Here is a 23538-nt window from a genome sequence, read left to right as displayed (position 1 = left end):
GCTTCCGAGGGGCCCCGCACGCCCCGGCGTCTGGCAAGCTGAGGGGGAAGCCCGCGGTCACGGGATCGTGGCGGCTTCGACGAAGGGGTGAGGTGCCATGTGGTGGAAGGTGATCGGAGGGCTGCTGGCGCTGTGGCTGGTGGTCTCCGTGGCCGGCGCCGTGATCGGTTTCGTGGTCAAGGGACTGTTCTGGATCGCGGTGATCGGCGGTGGGCTGTTCCTGGCTACGGCGGCGATCGGCTGGGCGAAGAAGGACCGCAAGCAAATCGAGCGGTGACCGGTCCCGGCCCGGGGCTTCACCGGTTCTGTCCGGAGTCGATCCTGCGCAGCGCCTCGTCGACGTCGTCGGTGGTGACGTCGCGGTGGGTGACGAAGCGCAGCCGTCCCGCCATGGGGACGCCGAGGACTCCGACGGCCCGCAGTCGCTCCAGGGTCCGGCTCGTGTCGGGCACCGTGGCCAGCACGATGTTCGTCTGCGGGGTGTCGACCTCCCAGCCGAGCTCGGTCAGCCCCCTGGCCAGGCGCGCGGCGTTGTCGTGGTCCTCGGCCAGCGCTTCGAGGCGGTCGAGGGCCACGATCCCGGCCGCGGCCAGGACGCCACCCTGACGGACGCCGCCGCCGAGCATCTTGCGCATCCGACGGGCCTCGGCGACGAACTCGGCCGACCCGGCCACGACCGACCCGACCGGCGCCCCCAACCCCTTGCTCAGGCAGGTCTGCACCGTGTCGACCCCCACGGTCAGCGCGGCGGGTGGCACACCCAGCGCTGCCGCGGCGTGCCAGATCCGCGCGCCGTCGAGGTGGACCCGTAGACCGCTGTCGCGAGCCGCCGCCGCGAGTCGCGCGTGCTCGTCCGGAGGGATGGCGGTCCCACCCGCGGCGTTGTGCGTGTTCTCCAGGCACAGCAGCGTCGTGCGCAGCGCGTCGTAGCGGGAGCTCTCGTCGTTGTACGAGCGCACGAGCTCGGGTGTGGGCCTGCCCGGGCCGGCCGCGCAGGCCAGCGCTTCCGGCATGCCCCCCGCCAGCCACGCCGCCGAACCGAGTTCGTGGGTCAGCACGTGAGCACCCCGGGGCGCCAGGAACCGGTCACCACGTCGCAGGTGCAGGGACAACGCGATCAGGTTCCCCATGGTGCCGCTGGGCACCCAGAGGGAGTCGCTGGTCCCGAGCAGCTGGGCGGTTCTGGTCTCCAGAGCACGCATCGTCGGGTCGTGGTCCAGCACGTCGTCGCCGACCTCGGCAGCGGCCATCGCCGCGGACATCTGCCGGTCTGGGCGAGTGACAGTGTCGGAACGGAGATCGATAGGCGCCGAAGTGGTCACGAAAATATCACACCATATCCGCACGGGGATTCGGCAACGGGTGCCGTCGCGAATCGCACGCTAAGGGGGGCGGATGAATTCGGTGAAACCGACGTGCAACCGTTGAGGCCCGGCCTGCCGTCTACGTACGTGTCAGCACACAGAAGCGGAGAGTCCGCGTGGACCAACGCGAAGAGCAGGAGTTCGCGGAGTACTTCGCGGCTCGGCGGGAGGCGGTGCGTCGGATGGCATACATGATGTGCGGTGACTGGCACCGCGCGGATGATCTTGCCCAGACGGCGTTCATCGCCCTGCATCGCCGGTGGCGCAAGGTGCGGGACAAGGACGCACTCGACGCCTACGTCCGGCGCACCCTCACCAGGGCCATGATCGACGAATCGCGCCGACCCTGGCGGCGCGAGCGTAGCGTCGAGGCGTTGCCGGACTCGCCGTCGGACTCCGAGGACGTGGCCGGGACCGTGGCCACGCGGCGGACGCTGTTGGCCGGGCTTCAGCAGGTTCCGCCGAAGCAGCGGGCCGTGCTGGTGCTGCGGTATCTGGAGGGACTCGACGTCGCGGGGGTCGCCGAGGTCATGCGCTGTAGCGAGGGCAATGTGAAGAGCCAGTCCGCGAGGGGCCTGGAGGCCCTTCGGGGAGCGCTCGGTGACGCCCTCGGTGATCTGCGGTCGATGTCGTGAGGAGGTGCGGTTAAGTGAAGGAGCGGGAGCTCGAGGAGCTGTTCCGCGATGCGGCGCGGACCGCGCCTCCGGCGGCGTTCGACGCGGCCGACATCGCCGCCCGGTCGCGTCGGGTGACGGCACGCCGCCGGATGGCGGCCACGGGTGGTTCGCTGGTGGCCGCGGCGGTGCTCGCGGTCGGGATCGGCGCCGGCACGGGGATGCTGCCCTCGGAGCCGCAGGCGGGACCGTCGCCCCGAACCACCGCCCAACAACCGATGCCCCGCACGGGTGGCACCGACAGCGGTCCGTCCGTGCTCGGTCTGCCCGGGGGTGGCTGCGGTCCGGACGAACGGCTCGCGAAGGCCCTGGCGACGCGGTTGCCCCACACGTCGGGGAACATGCCGCTGGCGGCGCGGGAGTGCCCGACGGCCTCGCGGGCCGCCTCCTTCCGGCTCGTCGAGGGGGAGTCGAAGGGCAGGGTGACGGCGATCGTCAGCCCGGTCGCCACGGTTCCGCCGGAACGGCGCGAGCCCGGCACGTCCCGGATGCCGGACGGCACGAAGCTGGCCGTCGAGCGTGCGAACAGCGGCCGCGTCGTCATGGTGCGCAGCGATCCCGACCCCGGAGCGCAGGCTCCCTACGGTGATCGGCTCTCCGCCATCGCCGGTGATCTCGCCAAGCGGTTCTGACGGCTCGCCGCTGTCAACTCGCCGCGCGGGGATCCACAACTTTAGGGAAAATCGCAACCGTCCGCGCCGACACGAGCGGGGCGGTGTTCTCGCCCACCAAAGAAGTACGACTGTGCCATTTTATTGGTACGGTAGTGCCATTCGGCGGGTGGGAACGGACCGCCCGCGACGAGTCGAGGGACGGTGCCGAGGATGGCGTGGATCGTGCTGATGCTCTCCGGGGTCCTGGAGGCGGGGTGGGCCATCTCGCTGAAGCTCTCGGAGGGGTTCAGCAAGCTGGTGCCCAGCGCGTCGTTCCTCGTGCTGGCCGGGCTGAGCTTCTCGGGGCTGGCCTGGGCGATGCGGGTGCTGCCCGCGGGCCCCGCCTACGCGGTCTGGACCGGCATCGGGGCCGCCCTGACGGCGGTGATCGGCATGGTCTGGCTCGGCGAGGGAACCTCCGTGATCAAGACCCTGTCGCTCGTGCTCATCGTGTCCGGGGTCATCGGACTGAACCTCACCGGTGACGGTCACTGAACCGGTCGGCGCCGGTCGGCGGTGGAGCAGTGGGAATAGGATCGGCGACCATGACGGCGGCCAGTACTCCGAAGGGCGAGCGGCGGCGGCAGACGTTGGTGCGGGCCGCGGCGCAACTGTTGGCGGAGGGCGGCTTCGACGCCATCCGCCACCGTGCGGTGGCCGAGCGCGCCGAACTGCCGCTCGCGTCCACCACGTACTACTTCACCTCGCTGGACGACCTGGTCACCGAGGCCGTCAGGTACGAGGCCGGTGAGGAGCTCGAAGCGGGACGGCGACGCCTGGAGCAGCTCACCGAGGAGCACCGCGGTACCGAGACCGTCACAGAGCTGATGCTGGATCTGCTGCTGGGCGTCCGCTCCCGCGACGGTGGGGTCGAGCCGGTGTTGCTGCGCTACGAGCGGCTGGTCGGCGCGCCCCGGCGCCCCTATCTGGCGCCGCTGATGCGGGAACTCTCCGCGCAGCTCCACGACCTGCTGGCCGAGATCCTCGCGCACTGCGGCATGGAAGTCGGCCGCGACCGCATGTTCGAACTGATCGCGCTGGTCGACGGTACGGTCGTCAACGCGCTGAACGAGAGCGATCCCGATCCGCGTGGTGCCGCGCGGCGAATGCTGCGTTCCCAACTGGAGTGATCGCGCGCGGAAAGTCTCTCCGCGCTCACGCAACCCTCTTCGCTTCCGGCGCGTAGTAGGGGGCGGTAGTGCGGAAAGGGGCATCGACCGATGCGAGTTCAGTACGAGGAATCGTTTCGCGTGTTCGCCAGAGACCAGGCCGCGGCGCTGCGTCGCTCGGCGTACCTGCTGTGCGGTGACTGGCACCTGGCCGAGGATCTCGTTCAAAACACCTTCACCAAGCTTTATCGGGCCTGGAAGCGGGTGGACGACACGACGAAGGAGGCCTACGCGCGCAAGGCCCTGATGCGTGCGTGGTTGGACGAACGACGACGTCCCTGGCGCCGGGTGGAGAACCGCAGCGGGGTGATCCCGGACTCCGGTAGTACCGGGTCCGATCCCGAGGTGGCGGGGCAACGCGCGCGGACGCGGAATCTCGTCGCGCACGCGTTGACCGAGGTGCCGCCACGGCAGCGGGCGGTGCTCGTACTGCGCTACTGGGAGGACCTGCCGATCGCCGAAGTGGCGGCGGCGCTGAGGTGTTCCGAAGGCACGGTCAAGAGCCAGAGCTCGCGCGGGTTGCAGAGCCTGCGGGAGGCGATCGCGCGGTACGACCCCGACCTGGTCGGTGTCGACGCGGAAGGGACAGCGTGATGGACGAGCAGACACTGCGCGCCGGCATGCGCGACGCCCTCGACGACGAACCACCGCTGGGACTCGAGCCCGACCGGATCGCCGACGAGGCCAGGAGAGCCCAGCGCAGGCGTCGGGCGACCTTCGGCACGGGCGTGGCCACGCTCGCGGTTCTCGCGGGAGCCGCCACGATCCCCGCCGTGACGGGACCGCACCACCGGGAGGTGATCCCGGCCGCACCTTCGGTGGTCACCGACGTCCCCACCGAGGGCGCGGTCCCGCCGAAGCTGTCGCAGGACGAACTCGACCAGCGTCGCCGGATGCTCGAGAACCACGCGGCGAAGGCGGTGCGCAGGGTCGCACCGAAGCTCGACGACGTGAGTCTGGAGCATTCGGGGCTCATCGGCATCGGCGCGCCCCGGCCCCGCATGCCCCGGAAGCTGAACATGAGCGTGGGTTTCACCGACAGCACCGGGCCGACCGCGGTCTCCGTCGAGGTCGGCACCGCGGGCACCTTCGACAAGGCTCCGTCCGAATCCTGCGACGACACGCTGACCTGCGAGGTCGTGAACCGCCCGGACAGGTCCGTGCTGGTTCGCGACGCGGTGCTGGTGGGGCCGCGGTCCGCCGTGACGGAGTCGGTGTCGCACTACCGCACCGATGGCACCGTCGTCAGGGTCACGGCCTTCACCTACGACCCGGCCACGCCTTCAGCGGACGAGGTGCGCGAGAACCCCGCGCTCAGTGAGGAGCAACTCACCGGCCTGGCCACCGACCCGAAGTTCACGTTGGGCAAGTGACTCCGCAACGCCGCGCCCGCGCCCGCGACCCGGGCGCGGCACGGCCGCGTCGGGCGGACCAGGTGCACCGCCCCGAGTGGCACCGCACGTATCCTCGACGGTCGTGACGGACAAGCCCAGCATCCCCAACGTCCTGGCCAACCGCTACGCCTCGCCCGAGCTGGTCGAGCTGTGGTCACCGGCGCACAAGGTCGTTCTGGAGCGAAGGCTGTGGTTGGCGGTGCTGCGCGCGCAGGCCGACCTCGGCATCGACGTTCCCGAGCAGGCACTGGCCGACTACGAGCGGGTGCTGGAACGGGTCGACCTGGACTCCATCGCGGAGCGGGAGCGCGTGACCCGGCACGACGTGAAGGCGCGCATCGAGGAGTTCAACGCGCTGGCCGGTCACGAGCACGTGCACAAGGGCATGACCTCGCGCGACCTGACGGAGAACGTCGAGCAGTTGCAGGTGCGCCGCAGCCTGGAGCACGTGCGCGACCGCACGGTCGCCGTGCTCGCGCGGCTGGCCCAGCTCGCCTCCGAACACGGCGAGCTGGTCATGGCGGGACGTTCGCACAACGTCGCGGCCCAGGCCACCACGCTGGGCAAGCGCTTCGCCACCGCCGCCGACGAACTGCTCGCCGGGTTCCACCGGCTCGAGGAGCTGCTGAGCCGCTACCCGCTGCGCGGCATCAAGGGTCCGGTCGGCACGGCCCAGGACGCGCTGGACCTCGTCGGAGGCGACCGGGACAAGCTGGCCGAGCTGGAGCGCCGGGTGGCCGGTCACCTCGGTTTCGGCAAGGTGCTGACCAGCGTCGGTCAGGTGTACCCGCGCTCGCTGGACTACGAGGTGCTGACCACGCTGTCCCAGCTGTCCGCCGCCCCGTCGAGCCTGGCCAAGACGATCCGGCTGATGGCTGGTCAGGAGCTGGTCACCGAGGGGTTCAAGCCCGGTCAGGTCGGCTCCAGCGCGATGCCGCACAAGATGAACACCCGTTCCTGCGAGCGCGTCAACGGCCTGGCCGTGGTGCTGCGCGGGCACGTGTCGATGGCGAGCGAGATCGCCGGTGACCAGTGGAATGAGGGCGACGTGTCCTGCTCGGTGGTGCGCCGGGTCGCGCTGCCGGACGCCTTCTTCGCCTTCGACGGGTTGCTGGAGACCTTCCTGACGGTGCTCGACGAGTTCGGCGCCTACCCCGCCGTGATCTCCCGCGAGCTGGACCGCTACCTGCCGTTCCTGGCCACCACGAAGGTGCTCATGGCCGCGGTGCGGGCCGGGGTCGGGCGCGAGACCGCGCACGAGGCCATCAAGGAGAACGCCGTCGCCGTCGCGCTGGACATGCGCGAGCGGGGTATCGAGGGCAACGACCTGCTCGACCGGCTCGCCGCCGACGAGCGACTGCCGCTGGACCGCGACCAGCTCGGCGCGCTGCTGGACGACCGGCTCGACTTCACCGGAGCGGCCACCGACCAGGTCCGCGACCTCGTCGCCGAGGTCGACAGGATCACCACCCGCCATCCCGAGGCCGCCGCCTACACCCCCTCCGACATCCTGTGAGACGTCGAGCCCGGTGAGCGTGGTCAGCTCCCGTGGCTGGTCCCCTCCGCACCGCGACGGGCGTACAGGCTGGTCAGCGTGACGGTCGCCAGGATGACCACGATGACCGCCAGGGAGAGCGCGGTGGGAACGGTCGGCACGGCGGGCCAGATTCCGTGGGCCCAGTGCAGCACCAGCTTCACCCCGATGAACGCGAGGATCAGCGCCAGGCCGTGGTTGAGGTGGACGAGCTTGGCCAGCGCGGTGTGCAGCACGAAGTACAGGGCCCGCAGCCCCAGCAGGGCGAAGGCGTTGGTGGTGAACACCAGGTAGGGATCCTCGGTGATGCCGTAGACGGCGGGCACGGAGTCGACGGCGAAGACCACGTCCACGGCGAAGATCGCCACGACCACGACGGTCAGCGGGGTCAGGGCGCGCCGTCGGCCTTCGCGCACCGTCAGCCGGGCGCCGCGGTAGTCGTCGGTGACCGGCATCAGCCGGCGCAGCAGCCGCACCGAACGCATCTGCGAGACGTCGTGGTCGAAGGCGCTCCCGCTGAGCGCTTCGTGCAGGACCTTGACGGCGGTGCCGAACAGGATCGCGCCGAACACCAGAAATGCCCAGGTCCCGGCCTGCAGCAGGGCGGCCCCGGCGGCGATGAAGACGCCGCGCAGCACCAGCGCCCCGATGATGCCGTACAGCAGCACGCGCTGCTGCAGCGCCGCCGGGACGGAGAAGCCGGACAGCACGAGCATGAACACGAACAGGTTGTCCACCGACAGCGACTTCTCCACCACGAACCCGGTGAGGAACTCCAGCGCCTGGCTCGTGCCGAACGTCAGCCACAGGAGCACGCCGAAGATCAGTGGTAGCGCGAGGTAGAACACCGACCACCCCACGGCCTCGCGCATCGAGACCTCGTGGGGGCGGCGGGTCACCAGGAAGTCGGTGGCCAGCAGGGCGAGCAGGACGGCGATGCTGACCGCCCACAACAGCGGCGATCCGATCGATTCCGACGGAGCGGCGAGAGCAGCGGTGGGACCGGGCACGGAAGCCTCCTCGAACATCGTTCGCGTTCGAGGTCTCCTTCGCCCACCGCGGACGGCCTCCCGGGGACATCGGCGGATGTCCGGACTGACCGGGTCGACCCGAGGAAGTACTCCCCTCGCACGCGAGTGTCGCGTATCCGGCCTGTTCAGCCAACCCGAGCCCGTTGCTCCACCGACGAGCGAGCCCGCACCGCTCGGCGCCAACGGTTGGGCGAGCTCGGTGGTGTGCCCGCGCGGCGGGATCAGTCGAAGTCGATGTGCACGTGTACGTGGCCCTGGTCGTCTCGGGTCGCGAGCGCGTCGCCGGTGCGTTGTTCACCGGCCACTTCGAGCGTGGCGGCTCGGCGCTGGTGTCGGAAGTTGCGCCACCAGCGCTTCCGGTCCGGCAGCTGCACCTTGATGACGATGCCGTCGCTGGTGCGGTGGAAGCCGACGACCAGTGAGAAGTGGCGACCGGACCGGTGCCCCCGGTAGGAGAGGACCGCCATGCCGAGGCGGCCGGTGGTCGAGGGCCAGCGGGAGAACTTTCTCACCAACGGCATGGCGATCTTGTTGACCCAGCGGCCGGCAGTGGTAACGGTTGTCATCGTGACGACTCCTGTCTCGGCAGTGGGTGGTTCGCGTTCGGTCGGGCACCGCACGGCCCGCGGTCGCCGGCCGGAGCGCGTCGAAGCGGCACGAGGGTTCGTACTTCCCGCCGGTGCGAAGGTCACCCACGGGACGCGGAGTCACCGAGCCGAGTCCGGTCACCTCACATGACAGCAACGAGGAAGAAGCCATGCACGTTCCCGGAGAAGAGGGCAGCTCCTGATGTCCACCCGTACCAAAGTCGCCGTCGTCGGTGCCGGTCCCGCGGGGCTGACGGTGGCGAACCTGCTCAACCACAGCGGAATCGACTGCGTCCTGCTGGAGGAGCGGAGCCGAACCCACATCGAGCAGCGCCCCAGAGCCGGTTTCATCGAGGAGTGGGCGGTACGCGCGCTGGACGAGCACGGTCTGGCCGACCGGCTGCTGCGCACCGCCGGGACGCAGACCTTCTCCGAGTTCCGCTTCGACGGGGCCCGCCACTTCTTCCGCTACGGGGACCTCTCGGGCCACCGGCACTTCGTCTACCCGCAGCAGGAGCTCGTGACCGACCTGGTCGCGACCTACGTCGACGACGGGGGCGGTGACGCGCGCTTCGAGGTCGCCGACGTGCGGCTGCACGACCTGGACACCGACGCCCCGGCCGTCACCTACACCGACCGGGACGGGCGGGAGCAGCGCGTCGACTGCGACTTCGTCGCCGGGTGCGACGGTGCGCAGGGAGTCTCCCGCAAGCACATGCCGCCCGATGCCGTGGTCGCCCGGCACGACTACGGCATCGGGTGGTTGGCCCTGCTGGCCGAAGCGCCGCCGTCCGCCGACGGCGTCCTGTTCGGCGTCCACCCCCGCGGGTTCGCCGCGCACATGGCCCGCTCGGACCGGGTCACCCGCTTCTACCTGCAGTGCCCGCCCGGGGACACCGAGGACTCCTGGCCCGACGAGCGGGTGTGGCGGGAGCTGCAGGCCCGGCTCGCGGTCCCCGGCGGGGAGATCACCGAGGGCGAGCTGATCGAGAAGCGCGTCCTGGACATGCACAACTACGTGGTGGAGCCCATGTCGCACGGCCGGCTGCATCTGGCGGGCGAGGCGGCGCACCTGGTGGCTCCCATCGCCGCCAAGGGCATGAACCTCGCCCTGCACGACGCGCTGCTGCTGGCCGATGCGTTCGGGGCGCACTACCGGGGCGATGACGCGAAGCTGGACGGGTACTCGGACACCTGCCTGAGCCGGGTGTGGCAGTACCAGGAGTTCTCCCAGTGGCTCTCCGACGTCTTCCACAGCTCCACGCAGGATCCGCCGTCCGATCCGTTCCGGGCGCGGCTCGCGCAGGCGCGGTTGCGCAGGCTGCTCGGCTCCGAGGCCACGGCGACGGCGCTGGCCGAGGTCTACATCGGCAAGCGCGCCGACTTCTGAGGGACGGCCACGTCCCTCCGGCATCCCGCGAGCCCCCGCTACGACCAGTGGGCGTTGAAGAAGTCCAGTTCGTAGCGGGTGGCGAGCTGGAACAGCCGCAGGCACCGGGCCTGCTCGCGCTCGTCCAGGGTGGCGCCGACGCGGTCGAGCTCGGCGCACAGCCACCGGACCCACTCGTTGAAGGCCGCGTTGTTGTGCAGCGTGATCCACTCGCTGTGCAGGAAGTTGTACGGCAACCGCTCGGGTGCCCGAGCGGCCCACTGCTGGTAACTCCACTCGGCGACCACCAGCACCGTCAGGACGTCGGCGTAGCTGCCGCGCGTGTTCATGTCGGCCATCAGCTCGCGGAACGCCTCGGTCGCCTCGTGCCGCTCGGGAACGCTGCGCTCGGCCGCCGGCACTTCCAGCTCGTCGAAGGCCCGCTGGAAGTACGTGTTCTCGTCACTGGTGACCACGGTGATGCTGCCCGCGATCGCCAGCCGTGACGGGTAGGCGTCGGCCCTGGCCAGCGCCGCCCCGAGCAGGGCGAGGAACTGGTCGACGAACTGGTAGTCCTGCACCAGGTAGGAGCGCATTCTCGAGTTCGGCATCGAGCCGTCGAACAGCGCGTCGGTGAAGGGATGGTGGACCACGGCGGTCCAGTCCGGTTCGCTGCGGGAACGCAGCCATTCGGTGAAGCTCCCGGTCACTGTGGGGTCCTTTCGAGCCACGGTCGTCGTGTGCACCATGCCGCATCGGCGGCCCGCCCGGCGCGGTGAAGCACCCTATGCGGCAAAATTCGAGCCGTGGTCACCCTCGCCGAGTACCCCCTGATCGCTGCGGGCAAGGTCCGACAGCTGCACGCCGTGGACGACGAGCACCTGCTGATGGTGGCTTCCGATCGCATCTCCGCCTACGACCACGTGCTGGCCACCCCCATTCCGGACAAGGGCCGGGTGCTCACGGCGATGAGCGTGTTCTGGTTCGAGCTGTTGTCCTCCGAAGTGGACAACCACCTGGTCTCCGCCGACGATCCGCGCGTCCCGGACGAGGTGCGCGGCCGCGCGCTGCTCGTGCGCAGGCTGGAGATGCTGCCGGTGGAGTGCGTCGCGCGCGGCTACCTCACCGGATCCGGGCTGATCGACTACCGCGCCACCGGCACTGTCTGCGGCGTGGAGCTGCCGAACGGACTCACCGAGTCCTCCCGGCTGCCAGAACCGATCTTCACACCGGCGACGAAGGCCGAGCTGGGCGAGCACGACGAGAACGTCAGTTTCGCCGCGGTCGCCCGCACCGTGGGTGACGAGCGCGCCGAGCAGCTGCGCGAGCTGACGCTGCGGCTCTACCGGCGAGCGGCCGAGCACGCCGAGAGCAGGGGCGTCATCCTCGCCGACACCAAGTTCGAGTTCGGCCTCTCCGAGCGGGGCGACCTCGTGCTGGGGGACGAGGTGCTCACTCCCGACTCCTCGCGGTACTGGCCCGCCGACGGCTACGAGCCCGGCCGGGTTCAGCCGTCCTTCGACAAGCAGTACGTCCGGGACTGGCTGACCTCGCCCGCCTCCGGCTGGGACAGGTCCTCGGAGCAGCCCCCACCGGAGCTTCCCGACGAGGTGGTGGCCAACACCCGCGCCCGCTACGTCGAAGCCTACGAGCGCATCACCGGTCGCGATCTGGCTGACTGGCCCGGCCCCGGCGCGTGAGTCCCGCTCGTCATCCGTCCGGGTGGATTACGGCGGGCGTTGACCTCGATCGGGTCCGATCGTTACCGCTCCGTCGAGCGCACGACACTCGAATCAGGCCTAATGGACGGCGTGAGCACGTGGCTCGTGGTGTCGCTGTCCGGACTGGAGAACCGAACCCTGGACCGCTGCGCGGAATTCGCCGCGGAACTGCGGTGTCGCGGGGTTCCGCTGACCCTGCTCGTGGCTCCTCGCCCCGAGCGGGCGGAGCCTCCCAGGCCGGACTCGCCCGTGCAGCGGTGGGTCCGGGGCAGGGTCGCCGACGGCGACGCGATCGCGCTGCACGGTTTCGAGCACTCGGTTCCGGCGGACGGCTTGCTGCCCCGGCTCGTCACGGGGCGCGGTGCCGAGTTCGCCACGCTTCCCGCTCACGAGGCGGGACTGCGGTTGATCGCCGCTCTGGCCACTGTGGAGCGACTCGGGTTGCGCGTCGAGACCTTCGTGCCGCCGCGCTGGCTGGCCTCGCCCGGCACCCTCTCGGCGCTTCGTCACCACGGCTTCACCGTGTGCGCCGACGGTACGGCGGTGCACGAGCTCGACGCGGGGCTGGTGCACCGCGCCCGAGTGCACTCCTTCGGCTCCGGTGAACGCGGCGAGGTCCGGCGCTGCCGCTCCCTGGTGTCGCGCGTCGGTCGCACGGTCCGGCGCGACCTCCCTGTGCGGCTGGCGGTCGACGCGGCCGATCTGCAACGGCCGCTACCGGGACGAGCCGTTCTCGACGCCGTCGACCTCGCCCTGGAGCAGGGCGCCGTCCCGCGGAGCTACGACGATTTCGCCTCGCGGGTCCCGCGCCCGCGTGGTGCGGAGCCTTCGGGCAACGTCGCCGTCAACATCGACCCGCTGTCGCGCTGACCAGGTATTTTCCCGTTCATGTCGATATGAAAACCCCTTCATGGTGCTTTCAGGGGTACTTCATCGGCAGCACCGAAGCTGGTTGGTGTCGGGGCGCCGAGACGGTGGTGCCCCGCTACGGCGGGAAGGTGCAATCATGCGTACGAAGTCCAGGGGCGTCTGGGTGGTCGCGGCGATCGTGGGAGCGGTCGGCCTCACCGGTACCGGCATCGCGATGGCCGGCGACGATGGTGCCCGGCCGGCTCCGGTTCCGGCCTCGGCTCCGGCTGCGGAACGGCCGGCCCCGGCGCCCGTTCCGCAGCAGTCGGCTCCGCAGCAGCTGGAGCGGGACGACGACGCCGACGACCGCGACGACGTCGACGACCGCGACGACGTCGACGACCGCGACGACGTCGACGACCGCGACGACGTCGACGACCGCGACGACGTCGACGACCGCGACGACGTCGACGACCGCGACGACGTCGACGACCGCGACGACGTCGACGACCGCGACGACGTCGACGACCGCGACGACGCCGACGACCGCGACGACGTCGACGACCGCGACGACAGGAACGACGACTGACCGATGTTCGCCGGTGAACGGAGGCGTTCTGGCGGTGTGAGTGCCAAAACGCCTCCGCTCGCCCCCGGGAAGTTCCGGTGAGCCGCTACGGGGAGGTCGAGCAGATGGAACCGTTCGCCGCCGCGCTCGTCGGCGCGGGCGAGTCCATGCTGGACTGGTGGATCGACCATCCCGAGCACACCGCCGACGGTCTGTCGATGCGGCTGATGAACATGGTCTGGATGGGATTCGGCGATATGGTCGAGGGACGCCGGTGGAAACCCGCGGAACGCTGAGGAGAGTTATGGTGCGGATTACTCATTACGGGCACTCCTGCGTCCTGGTCGAGGCCGGCTCGGCCCGGTTGCTGATCGACCCGGGATCCTTCTCCACCGACTTCGAACAACTCCGGGGGCTGGACGCGGTGCTGATCACCCACAAGCACCCCGACCACCTGGACACCCGGCGGCTGCTCCCGTTGCTCGAGGCCAACCCGGGAGCCGGGCTCATCGCCGACTCGGAGTCGGCGGAGAGCCTGGCCGAGTCCGGGCTGACCCCCGAGACGGTGCGTCCCGGTGACGCGCTGGAGCCGGCCGGGGCGGCGGTCAACGTCGTCGGAGGACAGCACGCCGCCATCCACCCCGATCTCCCGGCCGTGGCCAACATCGGCTACATCGTCGACCACGGTGCCTTCTACCACCCCGGCGACTCGTTCCACGTTCCCGAGCAGCGCATCGACGTGCTGGGGCTTCCGACCGGGGCGCCCTGGCTGAAGCTGTCCGAGGCGGTGGACTTCCTGCGCGCGGTCGGGCCGCGAGTCACCGTCCCGATCCACGAGGCGGTGCTCGCGATGCCCGAGATGCACTACAGGATGTTCGACCAGCTCGGTCCCCGGGACACCAGCGTCACCGTGCTCAACAGGGGAGAACCGACCTCCCCGTAGCGGCTCACCGGAACTTCCCGGGGGCGAGCGGAGGCGTTTTGGCACTCACACCGCCAGAACGCCTCCGTTCACCGGCGAACATCGGTCAGTCGTCGTTCCTGTCGTCGCGGTCGTCGACGTCGTCGCGGTCGTCGGCGTCGTCGCGGTCGTCGACGTCGTCGCGGTCGTCGACGTCGTCGCGGTCGTCGACGTCGTCGCGGTCGTCGACGTCGTCGCGGTCGTCGACGTCGTCGCGGTCGTCGACGTCGTCGCGGTCGTCGACGTCGTCGCGGTCGTCGACGTCGTCGCGGTCGTCGACGTCGTCGCGGTCGTCGGCGTCGTCGTCCCGCTCCAGCTGCTGCGGAGCCGACTGCTGCGGAACGGGCGCCGGGGCCGGCCGTTCCGCAGCCGGAGCCGAGGCCGGAACCGGAGCCGGCCGGGCACCATCGTCGCCGGCCATCGCGATGCCGGTACCGGTGAGGCCGACCGCTCCCACGATCGCCGCGACCACCCAGACGCCCCTGGACTTCGTACGCATGATTGCACCTTCCCGCCGTAGCGGGGCACCACCGTCTCGGCGCCCCGACACCAACCAGCTTCGGTGCTGCCGATGAAGTACCCCTGAAAGCACCATGAAGGGGTTTTCATATCGACATGAACGGGAAAATACCTGGTCAGCGCGACAGCGGGTCGATGTTGACGGCGACGTTGCCCGAAGGCTCCGCACCACGCGGGCGCGGGACCCGCGAGGCGAAATCGTCGTAGCTCCGCGGGACGGCGCCCTGCTCCAGGGCGAGGTCGACGGCGTCGAGAACGGCTCGTCCCGGTAGCGGCCGTTGCAGATCGGCCGCGTCGACCGCCAGCCGCACAGGGAGGTCGCGCCGGACCGTGCGACCGACGCGCGACACCAGGGAGCGGCAGCGCCGGACCTCGCCGCGTTCACCGGAGCCGAAGGAGTGCACTCGGGCGCGGTGCACCAGCCCCGCGTCGAGCTCGTGCACCGCCGTACCGTCGGCGCACACGGTGAAGCCGTGGTGACGAAGCGCCGAGAGGGTGCCGGGCGAGGCCAGCCAGCGCGGCGGCACGAAGGTCTCGACGCGCAACCCGAGTCGCTCCACAGTGGCCAGAGCGGCGATCAACCGCAGTCCCGCCTCGTGAGCGGGAAGCGTGGCGAACTCGGCACCGCGCCCCGTGACGAGCCGGGGCAGCAAGCCGTCCGCCGGAACCGAGTGCTCGAAACCGTGCAGCGCGATCGCGTCGCCGTCGGCGACCCTGCCCCGGACCCACCGCTGCACGGGCGAGTCCGGCCTGGGAGGCTCCGCCCGCTCGGGGCGAGGAGCCACGAGCAGGGTCAGCGGAACCCCGCGACACCGCAGTTCCGCGGCGAATTCCGCGCAGCGGTCCAGGGTTCGGTTCTCCAGTCCGGACAGCGACACCACGAGCCACGTGCTCACGCCGTCCATTAGGCCTGATTCGAGTGTCGTGCGCTCGACGGAGCGGTAACGATCGGACCCGATCGAGGTCAACGCCCGCCGTAATCCACCCGGACGGATGACGAGCGGGACTCACGCGCCGGGGCCGGGCCAGTCAGCCAGATCGCGACCGGTGATGCGCTCGTAGGCTTCGACGTAGCGGGCGCGGGTGTTGGCCACCACCTCGTCGGGAAGCTCCGGTGGGGGCTGCTCCGAGGACCTGTCCCAGCCGGAGGCGGGCGAGGTCAGCCAGTCCCGGACGTACTGCTTGTCGAAGGACGGCTGAACCCGGCCGGGCTCGTAGCCGTCGGCGGGCCAGTACCGCGAGGAGTCGGGAGTGAGCACCTCGTCCCCCAGCACGAGGTCGCCCCGCTCGGAGAGGCCGAACTCGAACTTGGTGTCGGCGAGGATGACGCCCCTGCTCTCGGCGTGCTCGGCCGCTCGCCGGTAGAGCCGCAGCGTCAGCTCGCGCAGCTGCTCGGCGCGCTCGTCACCCACGGTGCGGGCGACCGCGGCGAAACTGACGTTCTCGTCGTGCTCGCCCAGCTCGGCCTTCGTCGCCGGTGTGAAGATCGGTTCTGGCAGCCGGGAGGACTCGGTGAGTCCGTTCGGCAGCTCCACGCCGCAGACAGTGCCGGTGGCGCGGTAGTCGATCAGCCCGGATCCGGTGAGGTAGCCGCGCGCGACGCACTCCACCGGCAGCATCTCCAGCCTGCGCACGAGCAGCGCGCGGCCGCGCACCTCGTCCGGGACGCGCGGATCGTCGGCGGAGACCAGGTGGTTGTCCACTTCGGAGGACAACAGCTCGAACCAGAACACGCTCATCGCCGTGAGCACCCGGCCCTTGTCCGGAATGGGGGTGGCCAGCACGTGGTCGTAGGCGGAGATGCGATCGGAAGCCACCATCAGCAGGTGCTCGTCGTCCACGGCGTGCAGCTGTCGGACCTTGCCCGCAGCGATCAGGGGGTACTCGGCGAGGGTGACCACGGCTCGAATTTTGCCGCATAGGGTGCTTCACCGCGCCGGGCGGGCCGCCGATGCGGCATGGTGCACACGACGACCGTGGCTCGAAAGGACCCCACAGTGACCGGGAGCTTCACCGAATGGCTGCGTTCCCGCAGCGAACCGGACTGGACCGCCGTGGTCCACCATCCCTTCACCGACGCGCTGTTCGACGGCTCGATGCCGAACTCGAGAATGCGCTCCTACCTGGTGCAGGACTACCAGTTCGTCGACCAGTTCCTCGCCCTGCTCGGGGCGGCGCTGGCCAGGGCCGACGCCTACCCGTCACGGCTGGCGATCGCGGGCAGCATCACCGTGGTCACCAGTGACGAGAACACGTACTTCCAGCGGGCCTTCGACGAGCTGGAAGTGCCGGCGGCCGAGCGCAGCGTTCCCGAGCGGCACGAGGCGACCGAGGCGTTCCGCGAGCTGATGGCCGACATGAACACGCGCGGCAGCTACGCCGACGTCCTGACGGTGCTGGTGGTCGCCGAGTGGAGTTACCAGCAGTGGGCCGCTCGGGCACCCGAGCGGTTGCCGTACAACTTCCTGCACAGCGAGTGGATCACGCTGCACAACAACGCGGCCTTCAACGAGTGGGTCCGGTGGCTGTGCGCCGAGCTCGACCGCGTCGGCGCCACCCTGGACGAGCGCGAGCAGGCCCGGTGCCTGCGGCTGTTCCAGCTCGCCACCCGCTACGAACTGGACTTCTTCAACGCCCACTGGTCGTAGCGGGGGCTCGCGGGATGCCGGAGGGACGTGGCCGTCCCTCAGAAGTCGGCGCGCTTGCCGATGTAGACCTCGGCCAGCGCCGTCGCCGTGGCCTCGGAGCCGAGCAGCCTGCGCAACCGCGCCTGCGCGAGCCGCGCCCGGAACGGATCGGACGGCGGATCCTGCGTGGAGCTGTGGAAGACGTCGGAGAGCCACTGGGAGAACTCCTGGTACTGCCACACCCGGCTCAGGCAGGTGTCCGAGTACCCGTCCAGCTTCGCGTCATCGCCCCGGTAGTGCGCCCCGAACGCATCGGCCAGCAGCAGCGCGTCGTGCAGGGCGAGGTTCATGCCCTTGGCGGCGATGGGAGCCACCAGGTGCGCCGCCTCGCCCGCCAGATGCAGCCGGCCGTGCGACATGGGCTCCACCACGTAGTTGTGCATGTCCAGGACGCGCTTCTCGATCAGCTCGCCCTCGGTGATCTCCCCGCCGGGGACCGCGAGCCGGGCCTGCAGCTCCCGCCACACCCGCTCGTCGGGCCAGGAGTCCTCGGTGTCCCCGGGCGGGCACTGCAGGTAGAAGCGGGTGACCCGGTCCGAGCGGGCCATGTGCGCGGCGAACCCGCGGGGGTGGACGCCGAACAGGACGCCGTCGGCGGACGGCGGCGCTTCGGCCAGCAGGGCCAACCACCCGATGCCGTAGTCGTGCCGGGCGACCACGGCATCGGGCGGCATGTGCTTGCGGGAGACTCCCTGCGCACCGTCGCACCCGGCGACGAAGTCGCAGTCGACGCGCTGCTCCCGCCCGTCCCGGTCGGTGTAGGTGACGGCCGGGGCGTCGGTGTCCAGGTCGTGCAGCCGCACGTCGGCGACCTCGAAGCGCGCGTCACCGCCCCCGTCGTCGACGTAGGTCGCGACCAGGTCGGTCACGAGCTCCTGCTGCGGGTAGACGAAGTGCCGGTGGCCCGAGAGGTCCCCGTAGCGGAAGAAGTGGCGGGCCCCGTCGAAGCGGAACTCGGAGAAGGTCTGCGTCCCGGCGGTGCGCAGCAGCCGGTCGGCCAGACCGTGCTCGTCCAGCGCGCGTACCGCCCACTCCTCGATGAAACCGGCTCTGGGGCGCTGCTCGATGTGGGTTCGGCTCCGCTCCTCCAGCAGGACGCAGTCGATTCCGCTGTGGTTGAGCAGGTTCGCCACCGTCAGCCCCGCGGGACCGGCACCGACGACGGCGACTTTGGTACGGGTGGACATCAGGAGCTGCCCTCTTCTCCGGGAACGTGCATGGCTTCTTCCTCGTTGCTGTCATGTGAGGTGACCGGACTCGGCTCGGTGACTCCGCGTCCCGTGGGTGACCTTCGCACCGGCGGGAAGTACGAACCCTCGTGCCGCTTCGACGCGCTCCGGCCGGCGACCGCGGGCCGTGCGGTGCCCGACCGAACGCGAACCACCCACTGCCGAGACAGGAGTCGTCACGATGACAACCGTTACCACTGCCGGCCGCTGGGTCAACAAGATCGCCATGCCGTTGGTGAGAAAGTTCTCCCGCTGGCCCTCGACCACCGGCCGCCTCGGCATGGCGGTCCTCTCCTACCGGGGGCACCGGTCCGGTCGCCACTTCTCACTGGTCGTCGGCTTCCACCGCACCAGCGACGGCATCGTCATCAAGGTGCAGCTGCCGGACCGGAAGCGCTGGTGGCGCAACTTCCGACACCAGCGCCGAGCCGCCACGCTCGAAGTGGCCGGTGAACAACGCACCGGCGACGCGCTCGCGACCCGAGACGACCAGGGCCACGTACACGTGCACATCGACTTCGACTGATCCCGCCGCGCGGGCACACCACCGAGCTCGCCCAACCGTTGGCGCCGAGCGGTGCGGGCTCGCTCGTCGGTGGAGCAACGGGCTCGGGTTGGCTGAACAGGCCGGATACGCGACACTCGCGTGCGAGGGGAGTACTTCCTCGGGTCGACCCGGTCAGTCCGGACATCCGCCGATGTCCCCGGGAGGCCGTCCGCGGTGGGCGAAGGAGACCTCGAACGCGAACGATGTTCGAGGAGGCTTCCGTGCCCGGTCCCACCGCTGCTCTCGCCGCTCCGTCGGAATCGATCGGATCGCCGCTGTTGTGGGCGGTCAGCATCGCCGTCCTGCTCGCCCTGCTGGCCACCGACTTCCTGGTGACCCGCCGCCCCCACGAGGTCTCGATGCGCGAGGCCGTGGGGTGGTCGGTGTTCTACCTCGCGCTACCACTGATCTTCGGCGTGCTCCTGTGGCTGACGTTCGGCACGAGCCAGGCGCTGGAGTTCCTCACCGGGTTCGTGGTGGAGAAGTCGCTGTCGGTGGACAACCTGTTCGTGTTCATGCTCGTGCTGTCCGGCTTCTCCGTCCCGGCGGCGCTGCAGCAGCGCGTGCTGCTGTACGGCATCATCGGGGCGCTGGTGCTGCGCGGCGTCTTCATCGCCGCCGGGGCCGCCCTGCTGCAGGCCGGGACCTGGGCATTTCTGGTGTTCGGCGCGATCCTGTTCGGCACCGCCGTCAAGGTCCTGCACGAAGCGCTCAGCGGGAGCGCCTTCGACCACGACGTCTCGCAGATGCGTTCGGTGCGGCTGCTGCGCCGGCTGATGCCGGTCACCGACGACTACCGCGGCGCCCGGCTGACGGTGCGCGAAGGCCGACGGCGCGCCCTGACCCCGCTGACCGTCGTGGTCGTGGCGATCTTCGCCGTGGACGTGGTCTTCGCCGTCGACTCCGTGCCCGCCGTCTACGGCATCACCGAGGATCCCTACCTGGTGTTCACCACCAACGCCTTCGCCCTGCTGGGGCTGCGGGCCCTGTACTTCGTGCTGCACACCGCGCTGGCCAAGCTCGTCCACCTCAACCACGGCCTGGCGCTGATCCTCGCGTTCATCGGGGTGAAGCTGGTGCTGCACTGGGCCCACGGAATCTGGCCCGCCGTGCCGACCGTTCCCACCGCGCTCTCCCTGGCGGTCATCGTGGTCATCCTGGCGACCGTCACGCTGACCAGCCTGTACGCCCGTCGCGGTGCGGAGGGGACCAGCCACGGGAGCTGACCACGCTCACCGGGCTCGACGTCTCACAGGATGTCGGAGGGGGTGTAGGCGGCGGCCTCGGGATGGCGGGTGGTGATCCTGTCGACCTCGGCGACGAGGTCGCGGACCTGGTCGGTGGCCGCTCCGGTGAAGTCGAGCCGGTCGTCCAGCAGCGCGCCGAGCTGGTCGCGGTCCAGCGGCAGTCGCTCGTCGGCGGCGAGCCGGTCGAGCAGGTCGTTGCCCTCGATACCCCGCTCGCGCATGTCCAGCGCGACGGCGACGGCGTTCTCCTTGATGGCCTCGTGCGCGGTCTCGCGCCCGACCCCGGCCCGCACCGCGGCCATGAGCACCTTCGTGGTGGCCAGGAACGGCAGGTAGCGGTCCAGCTCGCGGGAGATCACGGCGGGGTAGGCGCCGAACTCGTCGAGCACCGTCAGGAAGGTCTCCAGCAACCCGTCGAAGGCGAAGAAGGCGTCCGGCAGCGCGACCCGGCGCACCACCGAGCAGGACACGTCGCCCTCATTCCACTGGTCACCGGCGATCTCGCTCGCCATCGACACGTGCCCGCGCAGCACCACGGCCAGGCCGTTGACGCGCTCGCAGGAACGGGTGTTCATCTTGTGCGGCATCGCGCTGGAGCCGACCTGACCGGGCTTGAACCCCTCGGTGACCAGCTCCTGACCAGCCATCAGCCGGATCGTCTTGGCCAGGCTCGACGGGGCGGCGGACAGCTGGGACAGCGTGGTCAGCACCTCGTAGTCCAGCGAGCGCGGGTACACCTGACCGACGCTGGTCAGCACCTTGCCGAAACCGAGGTGACCGGCCACCCGGCGCTCCAGCTCGGCCAGCTTGTCCCGGTCGCCTCCGACGAGGTCCAGCGCGTCCTGGGCCGTGCCGACCGGACCCTTGATGCCGCGCAGCGGGTAGCGGCTCAGCAGCTCCTCGAGCCGGTGGAACCCGGCGAGCAGTTCGTCGGCGGCGGTGGCGAAGCGCTTGCCCAGCGTGGTGGCCTGGGCCGCGACGTTGTGCGAACGTCCCGCCATGACCAGCTCGCCGTGTTCGGAGGCGAGCTGGGCCAGCCGCGCGAGCACGGCGACCGTGCGGTCGCGCACGTGCTCCAGGCTGCGGCGCACCTGCAACTGCTCGACGTTCTCCGTCAGGTCGCGCGAGGTCATGCCCTTGTGCACGTGCTCGTGACCGGCCAGCGCGTTGAACTCCTCGATGCGCGCCTTCACGTCGTGCCGGGTCACGCGCTCCCGCTCCGCGATGGAGTCCAGGTCGACCCGTTCCAGCACCCGCTCGTAGTCGGCCAGTGCCTGCTCGGGAACGTCGATGCCGAGGTCGGCCTGCGCGCGCAGCACCGCCAACCACAGCCTTCGCTCCAGAACGACCTTGTGCGCCGGTGACCACAGCTCGACCAGCTCGGGCGAGGCGTAGCGGTTGGCCAGGACGTTGGGGATGCTGGGCTTGTCCGTCACGACCGTCGAGGATACGTGCGGTGCCACTCGGGGCGGTGCACCTGGTCCGCCCGACGCGGCCGTGCCGCGCCCGGGTCGCGGGCGCGGGCGCGGCGTTGCGGAGTCACTTGCCCAACGTGAACTTCGGGTCGGTGGCCAGGCCGGTGAGTTGCTCCTCACTGAGCGCGGGGTTCTCGCGCACCTCGTCCGCTGAAGGCGTGGCCGGGTCGTAGGTGAAGGCCGTGACCCTGACGACGGTGCCATCGGTGCGGTAGTGCGACACCGACTCCGTCACGGCGGACCGCGGCCCCACCAGCACCGCGTCGCGAACCAGCACGGACCTGTCCGGGCGGTTCACGACCTCGCAGGTCAGCGTGTCGTCGCAGGATTCGGACGGAGCCTTGTCGAAGGTGCCCGCGGTGCCGACCTCGACGGAGACCGCGGTCGGCCCGGTGCTGTCGGTGAAACCCACGCTCATGTTCAGCTTCCGGGGCATGCGGGGCCGGGGCGCGCCGATGCCGATGAGCCCCGAATGCTCCAGACTCACGTCGTCGAGCTTCGGTGCGACCCTGCGCACCGCCTTCGCCGCGTGGTTCTCGAGCATCCGGCGACGCTGGTCGAGTTCGTCCTGCGACAGCTTCGGCGGGACCGCGCCCTCGGTGGGGACGTCGGTGACCACCGAAGGTGCGGCCGGGATCACCTCCCGGTGGTGCGGTCCCGTCACGGCGGGGATCGTGGCGGCTCCCGCGAGAACCGCGAGCGTGGCCACGCCCGTGCCGAAGGTCGCCCGACGCCTGCGCTGGGCTCTCCTGGCCTCGTCGGCGATCCGGTCGGGCTCGAGTCCCAGCGGTGGTTCGTCGTCGAGGGCGTCGCGCATGCCGGCGCGCAGTGTCTGCTCGTCCATCACGCTGTCCCTTCCGCGTCGACACCGACCAGGTCGGGGTCGTACCGCGCGATCGCCTCCCGCAGGCTCTGCAACCCGCGCGAGCTCTGGCTCTTGACCGTGCCTTCGGAACACCTCAGCGCCGCCGCCACTTCGGCGATCGGCAGGTCCTCCCAGTAGCGCAGTACGAGCACCGCCCGCTCCGTGGCGGCACCTCGGTCAACGCGTGCGCGACGAGATTCCGCGTCCGCGCGCGTTGCCCCGCCACCTCGGGATCGGACCCGGTACTACCGGAGTCCGGGATCACCCCGCTGGCGGTTCTCCACCCGGCGCCAGGGACGTCGTCGTTCGTCCAACCACGCACGCATCAGGGCCTTGCGCGCGTAGGCCTCCTTCGTCGTGTCGTCCACCCGCTTCCAGGCCCGATAAAGCTTGGTGAAGGTGTTTTGAAGCGAGATCCTCGCCAGGTGCCAGTCACCGCAACAGCAGGTACGCCGAGCGACGCAGCGCCGCGGCCTGGTCTCTGGCGAACACGCGAAACGATTCCTCGTACTGAACTCCGCATCGGTCGATGGCCCCTTTCCGCACTACCGGCCCCTACTACGCGCCGGAAAGCGAAGAGGGGTTGCGTGAGCGCGGAGAGACTTTCCGCGCGCGATCACTCCAGTTGGGAACGCAGCATTCGCCGCGCGGCACCACGCGGATCGGGATCGCTCTCGTTCAGCGCGTTGACGACCGTACCGTCGACCAGCGCGATCAGTTCGAACATGCGGTCGCGGCCGACTTCCATGCCGCAGTGCGCGAGGATCTCGGCCAGCAGGTCGTGGAGCTGCGCGGAGAGTTCCCGCATCAGCGGCGCCAGATAGGGGCGCCGGGGCGCGCCGACCAGCCGCTCGTAGCGCAGCAACACCGGCTCGACCCCACCGTCGCGGGAGCGGACGCCCAGCAGCAGATCCAGCATCAGCTCTGTGACGGTCTCGGTACCGCGGTGCTCCTCGGTGAGCTGCTCCAGGCGTCGCCGTCCCGCTTCGAGCTCCTCACCGGCCTCGTACCTGACGGCCTCGGTGACCAGGTCGTCCAGCGAGGTGAAGTAGTACGTGGTGGACGCGAGCGGCAGTTCGGCGCGCTCGGCCACCG

30 protein-coding genes are annotated in these 23538 nt (G+C 70.3%); 17 read left to right on the top strand and 13 right to left on the bottom strand.

All coding sequences use genetic code 11. From position 1 onward, the window contains the following. The first annotated feature begins 97 nt into the window (after nt 1-97). On the top strand, nt 98-277 hold the full coding sequence (locus FHX42_RS24490) for a hypothetical protein (protein WP_182546832.1): 180 nt from the start codon (nt 98-100) through the stop codon (nt 275-277). 19 nt (nt 278-296) lie between these two features. On the opposite strand, the gene FHX42_RS24485 is transcribed toward FHX42_RS24490, so the two are convergent. After that, on the bottom strand, nt 297-1322 hold the full coding sequence (locus FHX42_RS24485) for a threonine aldolase family protein (protein WP_182546831.1): 1026 nt from the start codon (nt 1320-1322) through the stop codon (nt 297-299). Between the two features lie 158 nt (nt 1323-1480). Between FHX42_RS24485 and FHX42_RS24480 the strand changes: the two genes are divergently transcribed. The 7 genes from FHX42_RS24480 (at nt 1481) to purB (FHX42_RS24450) (ending at nt 6770) form a co-directional block, all read left to right on the top strand. Beyond that, nucleotides 1481-1999: a SigE family RNA polymerase sigma factor gene (locus FHX42_RS24480; RefSeq protein ID WP_182546830.1), complete on the top strand. Its 519-nt coding sequence runs from the start codon at nt 1481-1483 to the stop codon at nt 1997-1999. A 14-nt stretch (nt 2000-2013) separates the two neighbouring features. Beyond that, complete coding sequence (locus FHX42_RS24475; protein WP_182546829.1) at nt 2014-2670, top strand: hypothetical protein; 657 nt, start codon at nt 2014-2016, stop codon at nt 2668-2670. A 192-nt stretch (nt 2671-2862) separates the two neighbouring features. Further along, on the top strand, nt 2863-3186 hold the full coding sequence (locus tag FHX42_RS24470) for a DMT family transporter (RefSeq protein ID WP_182546828.1): 324 nt from the start codon (nt 2863-2865) through the stop codon (nt 3184-3186). Nucleotides 3187-3236: 50 nt separating this feature from the next. After that, on the top strand, nt 3237-3821 hold the full coding sequence (locus FHX42_RS24465; protein ID WP_182546827.1) for a TetR/AcrR family transcriptional regulator: 585 nt from the start codon (nt 3237-3239) through the stop codon (nt 3819-3821). A gap of 90 nt (nt 3822-3911) precedes the next feature. After that, entirely contained in the window at nt 3912-4454 is a 543-nt protein-coding gene (locus FHX42_RS24460) for an RNA polymerase sigma factor (protein ID WP_182546826.1), read from the top strand. After that, nucleotides 4454-5233, top strand: a complete 780-nt coding sequence (locus tag FHX42_RS24455) for a hypothetical protein (protein WP_182546817.1) — start codon at nt 4454-4456, stop codon at nt 5231-5233. Before FHX42_RS24460 ends, FHX42_RS24455 begins: the two co-directional genes overlap by 1 nt. 103 nt (nt 5234-5336) lie before the next feature. Continuing rightward, the gene (gene purB / locus FHX42_RS24450; protein ID WP_182546818.1) at nt 5337-6770 is read left to right on the top strand and encodes an adenylosuccinate lyase; all 1434 of its coding nucleotides are present in this window, start codon (nt 5337-5339) and stop codon (nt 6768-6770) included. Nucleotides 6771-6793: 23 nt separating this feature from the next. Here purB (FHX42_RS24450) and FHX42_RS24445 read toward each other — a convergent pair whose 3' ends face one another. Both FHX42_RS24445 and FHX42_RS24440 read right to left on the bottom strand, forming a co-directional pair. Beyond that, entirely contained in the window at nt 6794-7816 is a 1023-nt protein-coding gene (locus tag FHX42_RS24445; RefSeq protein ID WP_182546819.1) for a TerC/Alx family metal homeostasis membrane protein, read from the bottom strand. 224 nt (nt 7817-8040) lie between these two features. Next, on the bottom strand, nt 8041-8385 hold the full coding sequence (locus tag FHX42_RS24440; RefSeq protein WP_182546820.1) for a hypothetical protein: 345 nt from the start codon (nt 8383-8385) through the stop codon (nt 8041-8043). Between the two features lie 223 nt (nt 8386-8608). Here FHX42_RS24440 and FHX42_RS24435 point away from each other — a divergent pair, with 223 nt between their 5' ends. After that, a complete protein-coding gene (locus FHX42_RS24435; protein WP_182546821.1) occupies nt 8609-9796 on the top strand; it encodes a 4-hydroxybenzoate 3-monooxygenase in 1188 nt (395 codons plus the stop codon). A gap of 38 nt (nt 9797-9834) precedes the next feature. Here FHX42_RS24435 and FHX42_RS24430 read toward each other — a convergent pair whose 3' ends face one another. Beyond that, nucleotides 9835-10485 (bottom strand): TenA family protein, encoded by a 651-nt coding sequence (locus tag FHX42_RS24430; RefSeq protein WP_328796720.1) that lies wholly within the window; start codon nt 10483-10485, stop codon nt 9835-9837. A gap of 96 nt (nt 10486-10581) precedes the next feature. Between FHX42_RS24430 and FHX42_RS24425 the strand changes: the two genes are divergently transcribed. The 5 genes from FHX42_RS24425 to FHX42_RS24405 all read left to right on the top strand — a co-directional run bounded on the left by FHX42_RS24425 (nt 10582) and on the right by FHX42_RS24405 (nt 13856). Next, entirely contained in the window at nt 10582-11475 is an 894-nt protein-coding gene (locus tag FHX42_RS24425) for a phosphoribosylaminoimidazolesuccinocarboxamide synthase (RefSeq protein WP_182546823.1), read from the top strand. Between the two features lie 102 nt (nt 11476-11577). Further along, nucleotides 11578-12366, top strand: a complete 789-nt coding sequence (locus FHX42_RS24420) for a DUF2334 domain-containing protein (RefSeq protein WP_182546824.1) — start codon at nt 11578-11580, stop codon at nt 12364-12366. A gap of 163 nt (nt 12367-12529) precedes the next feature. Beyond that, the gene (locus tag FHX42_RS24415; RefSeq protein WP_328796722.1) at nt 12530-12934 is read left to right on the top strand and encodes an ATPase; all 405 of its coding nucleotides are present in this window, start codon (nt 12530-12532) and stop codon (nt 12932-12934) included. Nucleotides 12935-13011: 77 nt separating this feature from the next. After that, nucleotides 13012-13209 carry a hypothetical protein gene (locus tag FHX42_RS24410; protein WP_235987922.1) on the top strand — a complete coding sequence of 66 codons (198 nt, stop codon included), beginning with the start codon at nt 13012-13014 and terminating at the stop codon, nt 13207-13209. An 11-nt stretch (nt 13210-13220) separates the two neighbouring features. Further along, on the top strand, nt 13221-13856 hold the full coding sequence (locus FHX42_RS24405; RefSeq protein WP_182546904.1) for an MBL fold metallo-hydrolase: 636 nt from the start codon (nt 13221-13223) through the stop codon (nt 13854-13856). An 85-nt stretch (nt 13857-13941) separates the two neighbouring features. Here the strand turns inward: FHX42_RS24405 and FHX42_RS24400 are convergent, their stop codons facing one another. The 3 genes from FHX42_RS24400 to FHX42_RS24390 form a co-directional block, all read right to left on the bottom strand. Then, the gene (locus FHX42_RS24400) at nt 13942-14346 is read right to left on the bottom strand and encodes an ATPase (protein WP_328796722.1); all 405 of its coding nucleotides are present in this window, start codon (nt 14344-14346) and stop codon (nt 13942-13944) included. Between the two features lie 163 nt (nt 14347-14509). Further along, the gene (locus FHX42_RS24395) at nt 14510-15298 is read right to left on the bottom strand and encodes a DUF2334 domain-containing protein (protein WP_182546824.1); all 789 of its coding nucleotides are present in this window, start codon (nt 15296-15298) and stop codon (nt 14510-14512) included. Nucleotides 15299-15400: 102 nt separating this feature from the next. After that, nucleotides 15401-16294 carry a phosphoribosylaminoimidazolesuccinocarboxamide synthase gene (locus tag FHX42_RS24390; protein ID WP_182546823.1) on the bottom strand — a complete coding sequence of 298 codons (894 nt, stop codon included), beginning with the start codon at nt 16292-16294 and terminating at the stop codon, nt 15401-15403. Nucleotides 16295-16390: 96 nt separating this feature from the next. Here FHX42_RS24390 and FHX42_RS24385 point away from each other — a divergent pair, with 96 nt between their 5' ends. Continuing rightward, the gene (locus tag FHX42_RS24385) at nt 16391-17041 is read left to right on the top strand and encodes a TenA family protein (RefSeq protein WP_328796720.1); all 651 of its coding nucleotides are present in this window, start codon (nt 16391-16393) and stop codon (nt 17039-17041) included. Between the two features lie 38 nt (nt 17042-17079). On the opposite strand, the gene FHX42_RS24380 is transcribed toward FHX42_RS24385, so the two are convergent. Continuing rightward, nucleotides 17080-18267, bottom strand: a complete 1188-nt coding sequence (locus tag FHX42_RS24380; RefSeq protein ID WP_182546821.1) for a 4-hydroxybenzoate 3-monooxygenase — start codon at nt 18265-18267, stop codon at nt 17080-17082. A gap of 223 nt (nt 18268-18490) precedes the next feature. Between FHX42_RS24380 and FHX42_RS24375 the strand changes: the two genes are divergently transcribed. After that, nucleotides 18491-18835 carry a hypothetical protein gene (locus tag FHX42_RS24375; protein ID WP_182546820.1) on the top strand — a complete coding sequence of 115 codons (345 nt, stop codon included), beginning with the start codon at nt 18491-18493 and terminating at the stop codon, nt 18833-18835. Between the two features lie 224 nt (nt 18836-19059). Further along, a complete protein-coding gene (locus FHX42_RS24370) occupies nt 19060-20082 on the top strand; it encodes a TerC/Alx family metal homeostasis membrane protein (RefSeq protein WP_182546819.1) in 1023 nt (340 codons plus the stop codon). A gap of 23 nt (nt 20083-20105) precedes the next feature. Here the strand turns inward: FHX42_RS24370 and purB (FHX42_RS24365) are convergent, their stop codons facing one another. The 5 genes from purB (FHX42_RS24365) to FHX42_RS24350 form a co-directional block, all read right to left on the bottom strand. Next, on the bottom strand, nt 20106-21539 hold the full coding sequence (gene purB / locus FHX42_RS24365; protein WP_182546818.1) for an adenylosuccinate lyase: 1434 nt from the start codon (nt 21537-21539) through the stop codon (nt 20106-20108). A gap of 103 nt (nt 21540-21642) precedes the next feature. After that, nucleotides 21643-22422 carry a hypothetical protein gene (locus tag FHX42_RS24360; RefSeq protein WP_182546817.1) on the bottom strand — a complete coding sequence of 260 codons (780 nt, stop codon included), beginning with the start codon at nt 22420-22422 and terminating at the stop codon, nt 21643-21645. Then, on the bottom strand, nt 22422-22595 hold the full coding sequence (locus FHX42_RS27945; protein WP_407926322.1) for a sigma factor-like helix-turn-helix DNA-binding protein: 174 nt from the start codon (nt 22593-22595) through the stop codon (nt 22422-22424). The genes FHX42_RS24360 and FHX42_RS27945 overlap by 1 nt, the downstream gene beginning before the upstream one ends. Nucleotides 22596-22688: 93 nt before the next feature. Next, the gene (locus tag FHX42_RS27940) at nt 22689-22811 is read right to left on the bottom strand and encodes a hypothetical protein (RefSeq protein WP_407926321.1); all 123 of its coding nucleotides are present in this window, start codon (nt 22809-22811) and stop codon (nt 22689-22691) included. A 248-nt stretch (nt 22812-23059) separates the two neighbouring features. Further along, on the bottom strand, nt 23060-23538 hold a 479-nt coding region (locus FHX42_RS24350; RefSeq protein WP_182546816.1), incomplete at its 5' end, for a TetR/AcrR family transcriptional regulator.

Origin of the sequence: Halosaccharopolyspora lacisalsi (assembly GCF_014137975.1) — a bacterium.
GTDB lineage: Bacteria > Actinomycetota > Actinomycetes > Mycobacteriales > Pseudonocardiaceae > Halosaccharopolyspora > Halosaccharopolyspora lacisalsi.
Note: the sequence above shows the minus strand (reverse complement) of the source record. Positions and strands in the feature narration are given on the sequence as shown.

Bases quoted from the DNA above. Each gene is read 5' to 3' on its own strand.
- FHX42_RS24380 (WP_182546821.1), bottom strand. From the start codon at position 18,267: ATGTCCACCCGTACCAAAGTCGCCGTCGTCGGTGCCGGTCCCGCGGGG.
- FHX42_RS24360 (WP_182546817.1), bottom strand. From the start codon at position 22,422: ATGGACGAGCAGACACTGCGCGCCGGCATGCGCGACGCCCTCGACGAC.
- FHX42_RS24470 (WP_182546828.1), top strand. From the start codon at position 2,863: ATGGCGTGGATCGTGCTGATGCTCTCCGGGGTCCTGGAGGCGGGGTGG.
- FHX42_RS24420 (WP_182546824.1), top strand. From the start codon at position 11,578: ATGGACGGCGTGAGCACGTGGCTCGTGGTGTCGCTGTCCGGACTGGAG.
- FHX42_RS24370 (WP_182546819.1), top strand. From the start codon at position 19,060: ATGTTCGAGGAGGCTTCCGTGCCCGGTCCCACCGCTGCTCTCGCCGCT.
- FHX42_RS24395 (WP_182546824.1), bottom strand. From the start codon at position 15,298: ATGGACGGCGTGAGCACGTGGCTCGTGGTGTCGCTGTCCGGACTGGAG.
- FHX42_RS24435 (WP_182546821.1), top strand. From the start codon at position 8,609: ATGTCCACCCGTACCAAAGTCGCCGTCGTCGGTGCCGGTCCCGCGGGG.
- FHX42_RS24440 (WP_182546820.1), bottom strand. From the start codon at position 8,385: ATGACAACCGTTACCACTGCCGGCCGCTGGGTCAACAAGATCGCCATG.
- FHX42_RS24455 (WP_182546817.1), top strand. From the start codon at position 4,454: ATGGACGAGCAGACACTGCGCGCCGGCATGCGCGACGCCCTCGACGAC.
- FHX42_RS24460 (WP_182546826.1), top strand. From the start codon at position 3,912: ATGCGAGTTCAGTACGAGGAATCGTTTCGCGTGTTCGCCAGAGACCAG.
- FHX42_RS24465 (WP_182546827.1), top strand. From the start codon at position 3,237: ATGACGGCGGCCAGTACTCCGAAGGGCGAGCGGCGGCGGCAGACGTTG.
- FHX42_RS24445 (WP_182546819.1), bottom strand. From the start codon at position 7,816: ATGTTCGAGGAGGCTTCCGTGCCCGGTCCCACCGCTGCTCTCGCCGCT.
- FHX42_RS24375 (WP_182546820.1), top strand. From the start codon at position 18,491: ATGACAACCGTTACCACTGCCGGCCGCTGGGTCAACAAGATCGCCATG.
- FHX42_RS24490 (WP_182546832.1), top strand. From the start codon at position 98: ATGTGGTGGAAGGTGATCGGAGGGCTGCTGGCGCTGTGGCTGGTGGTC.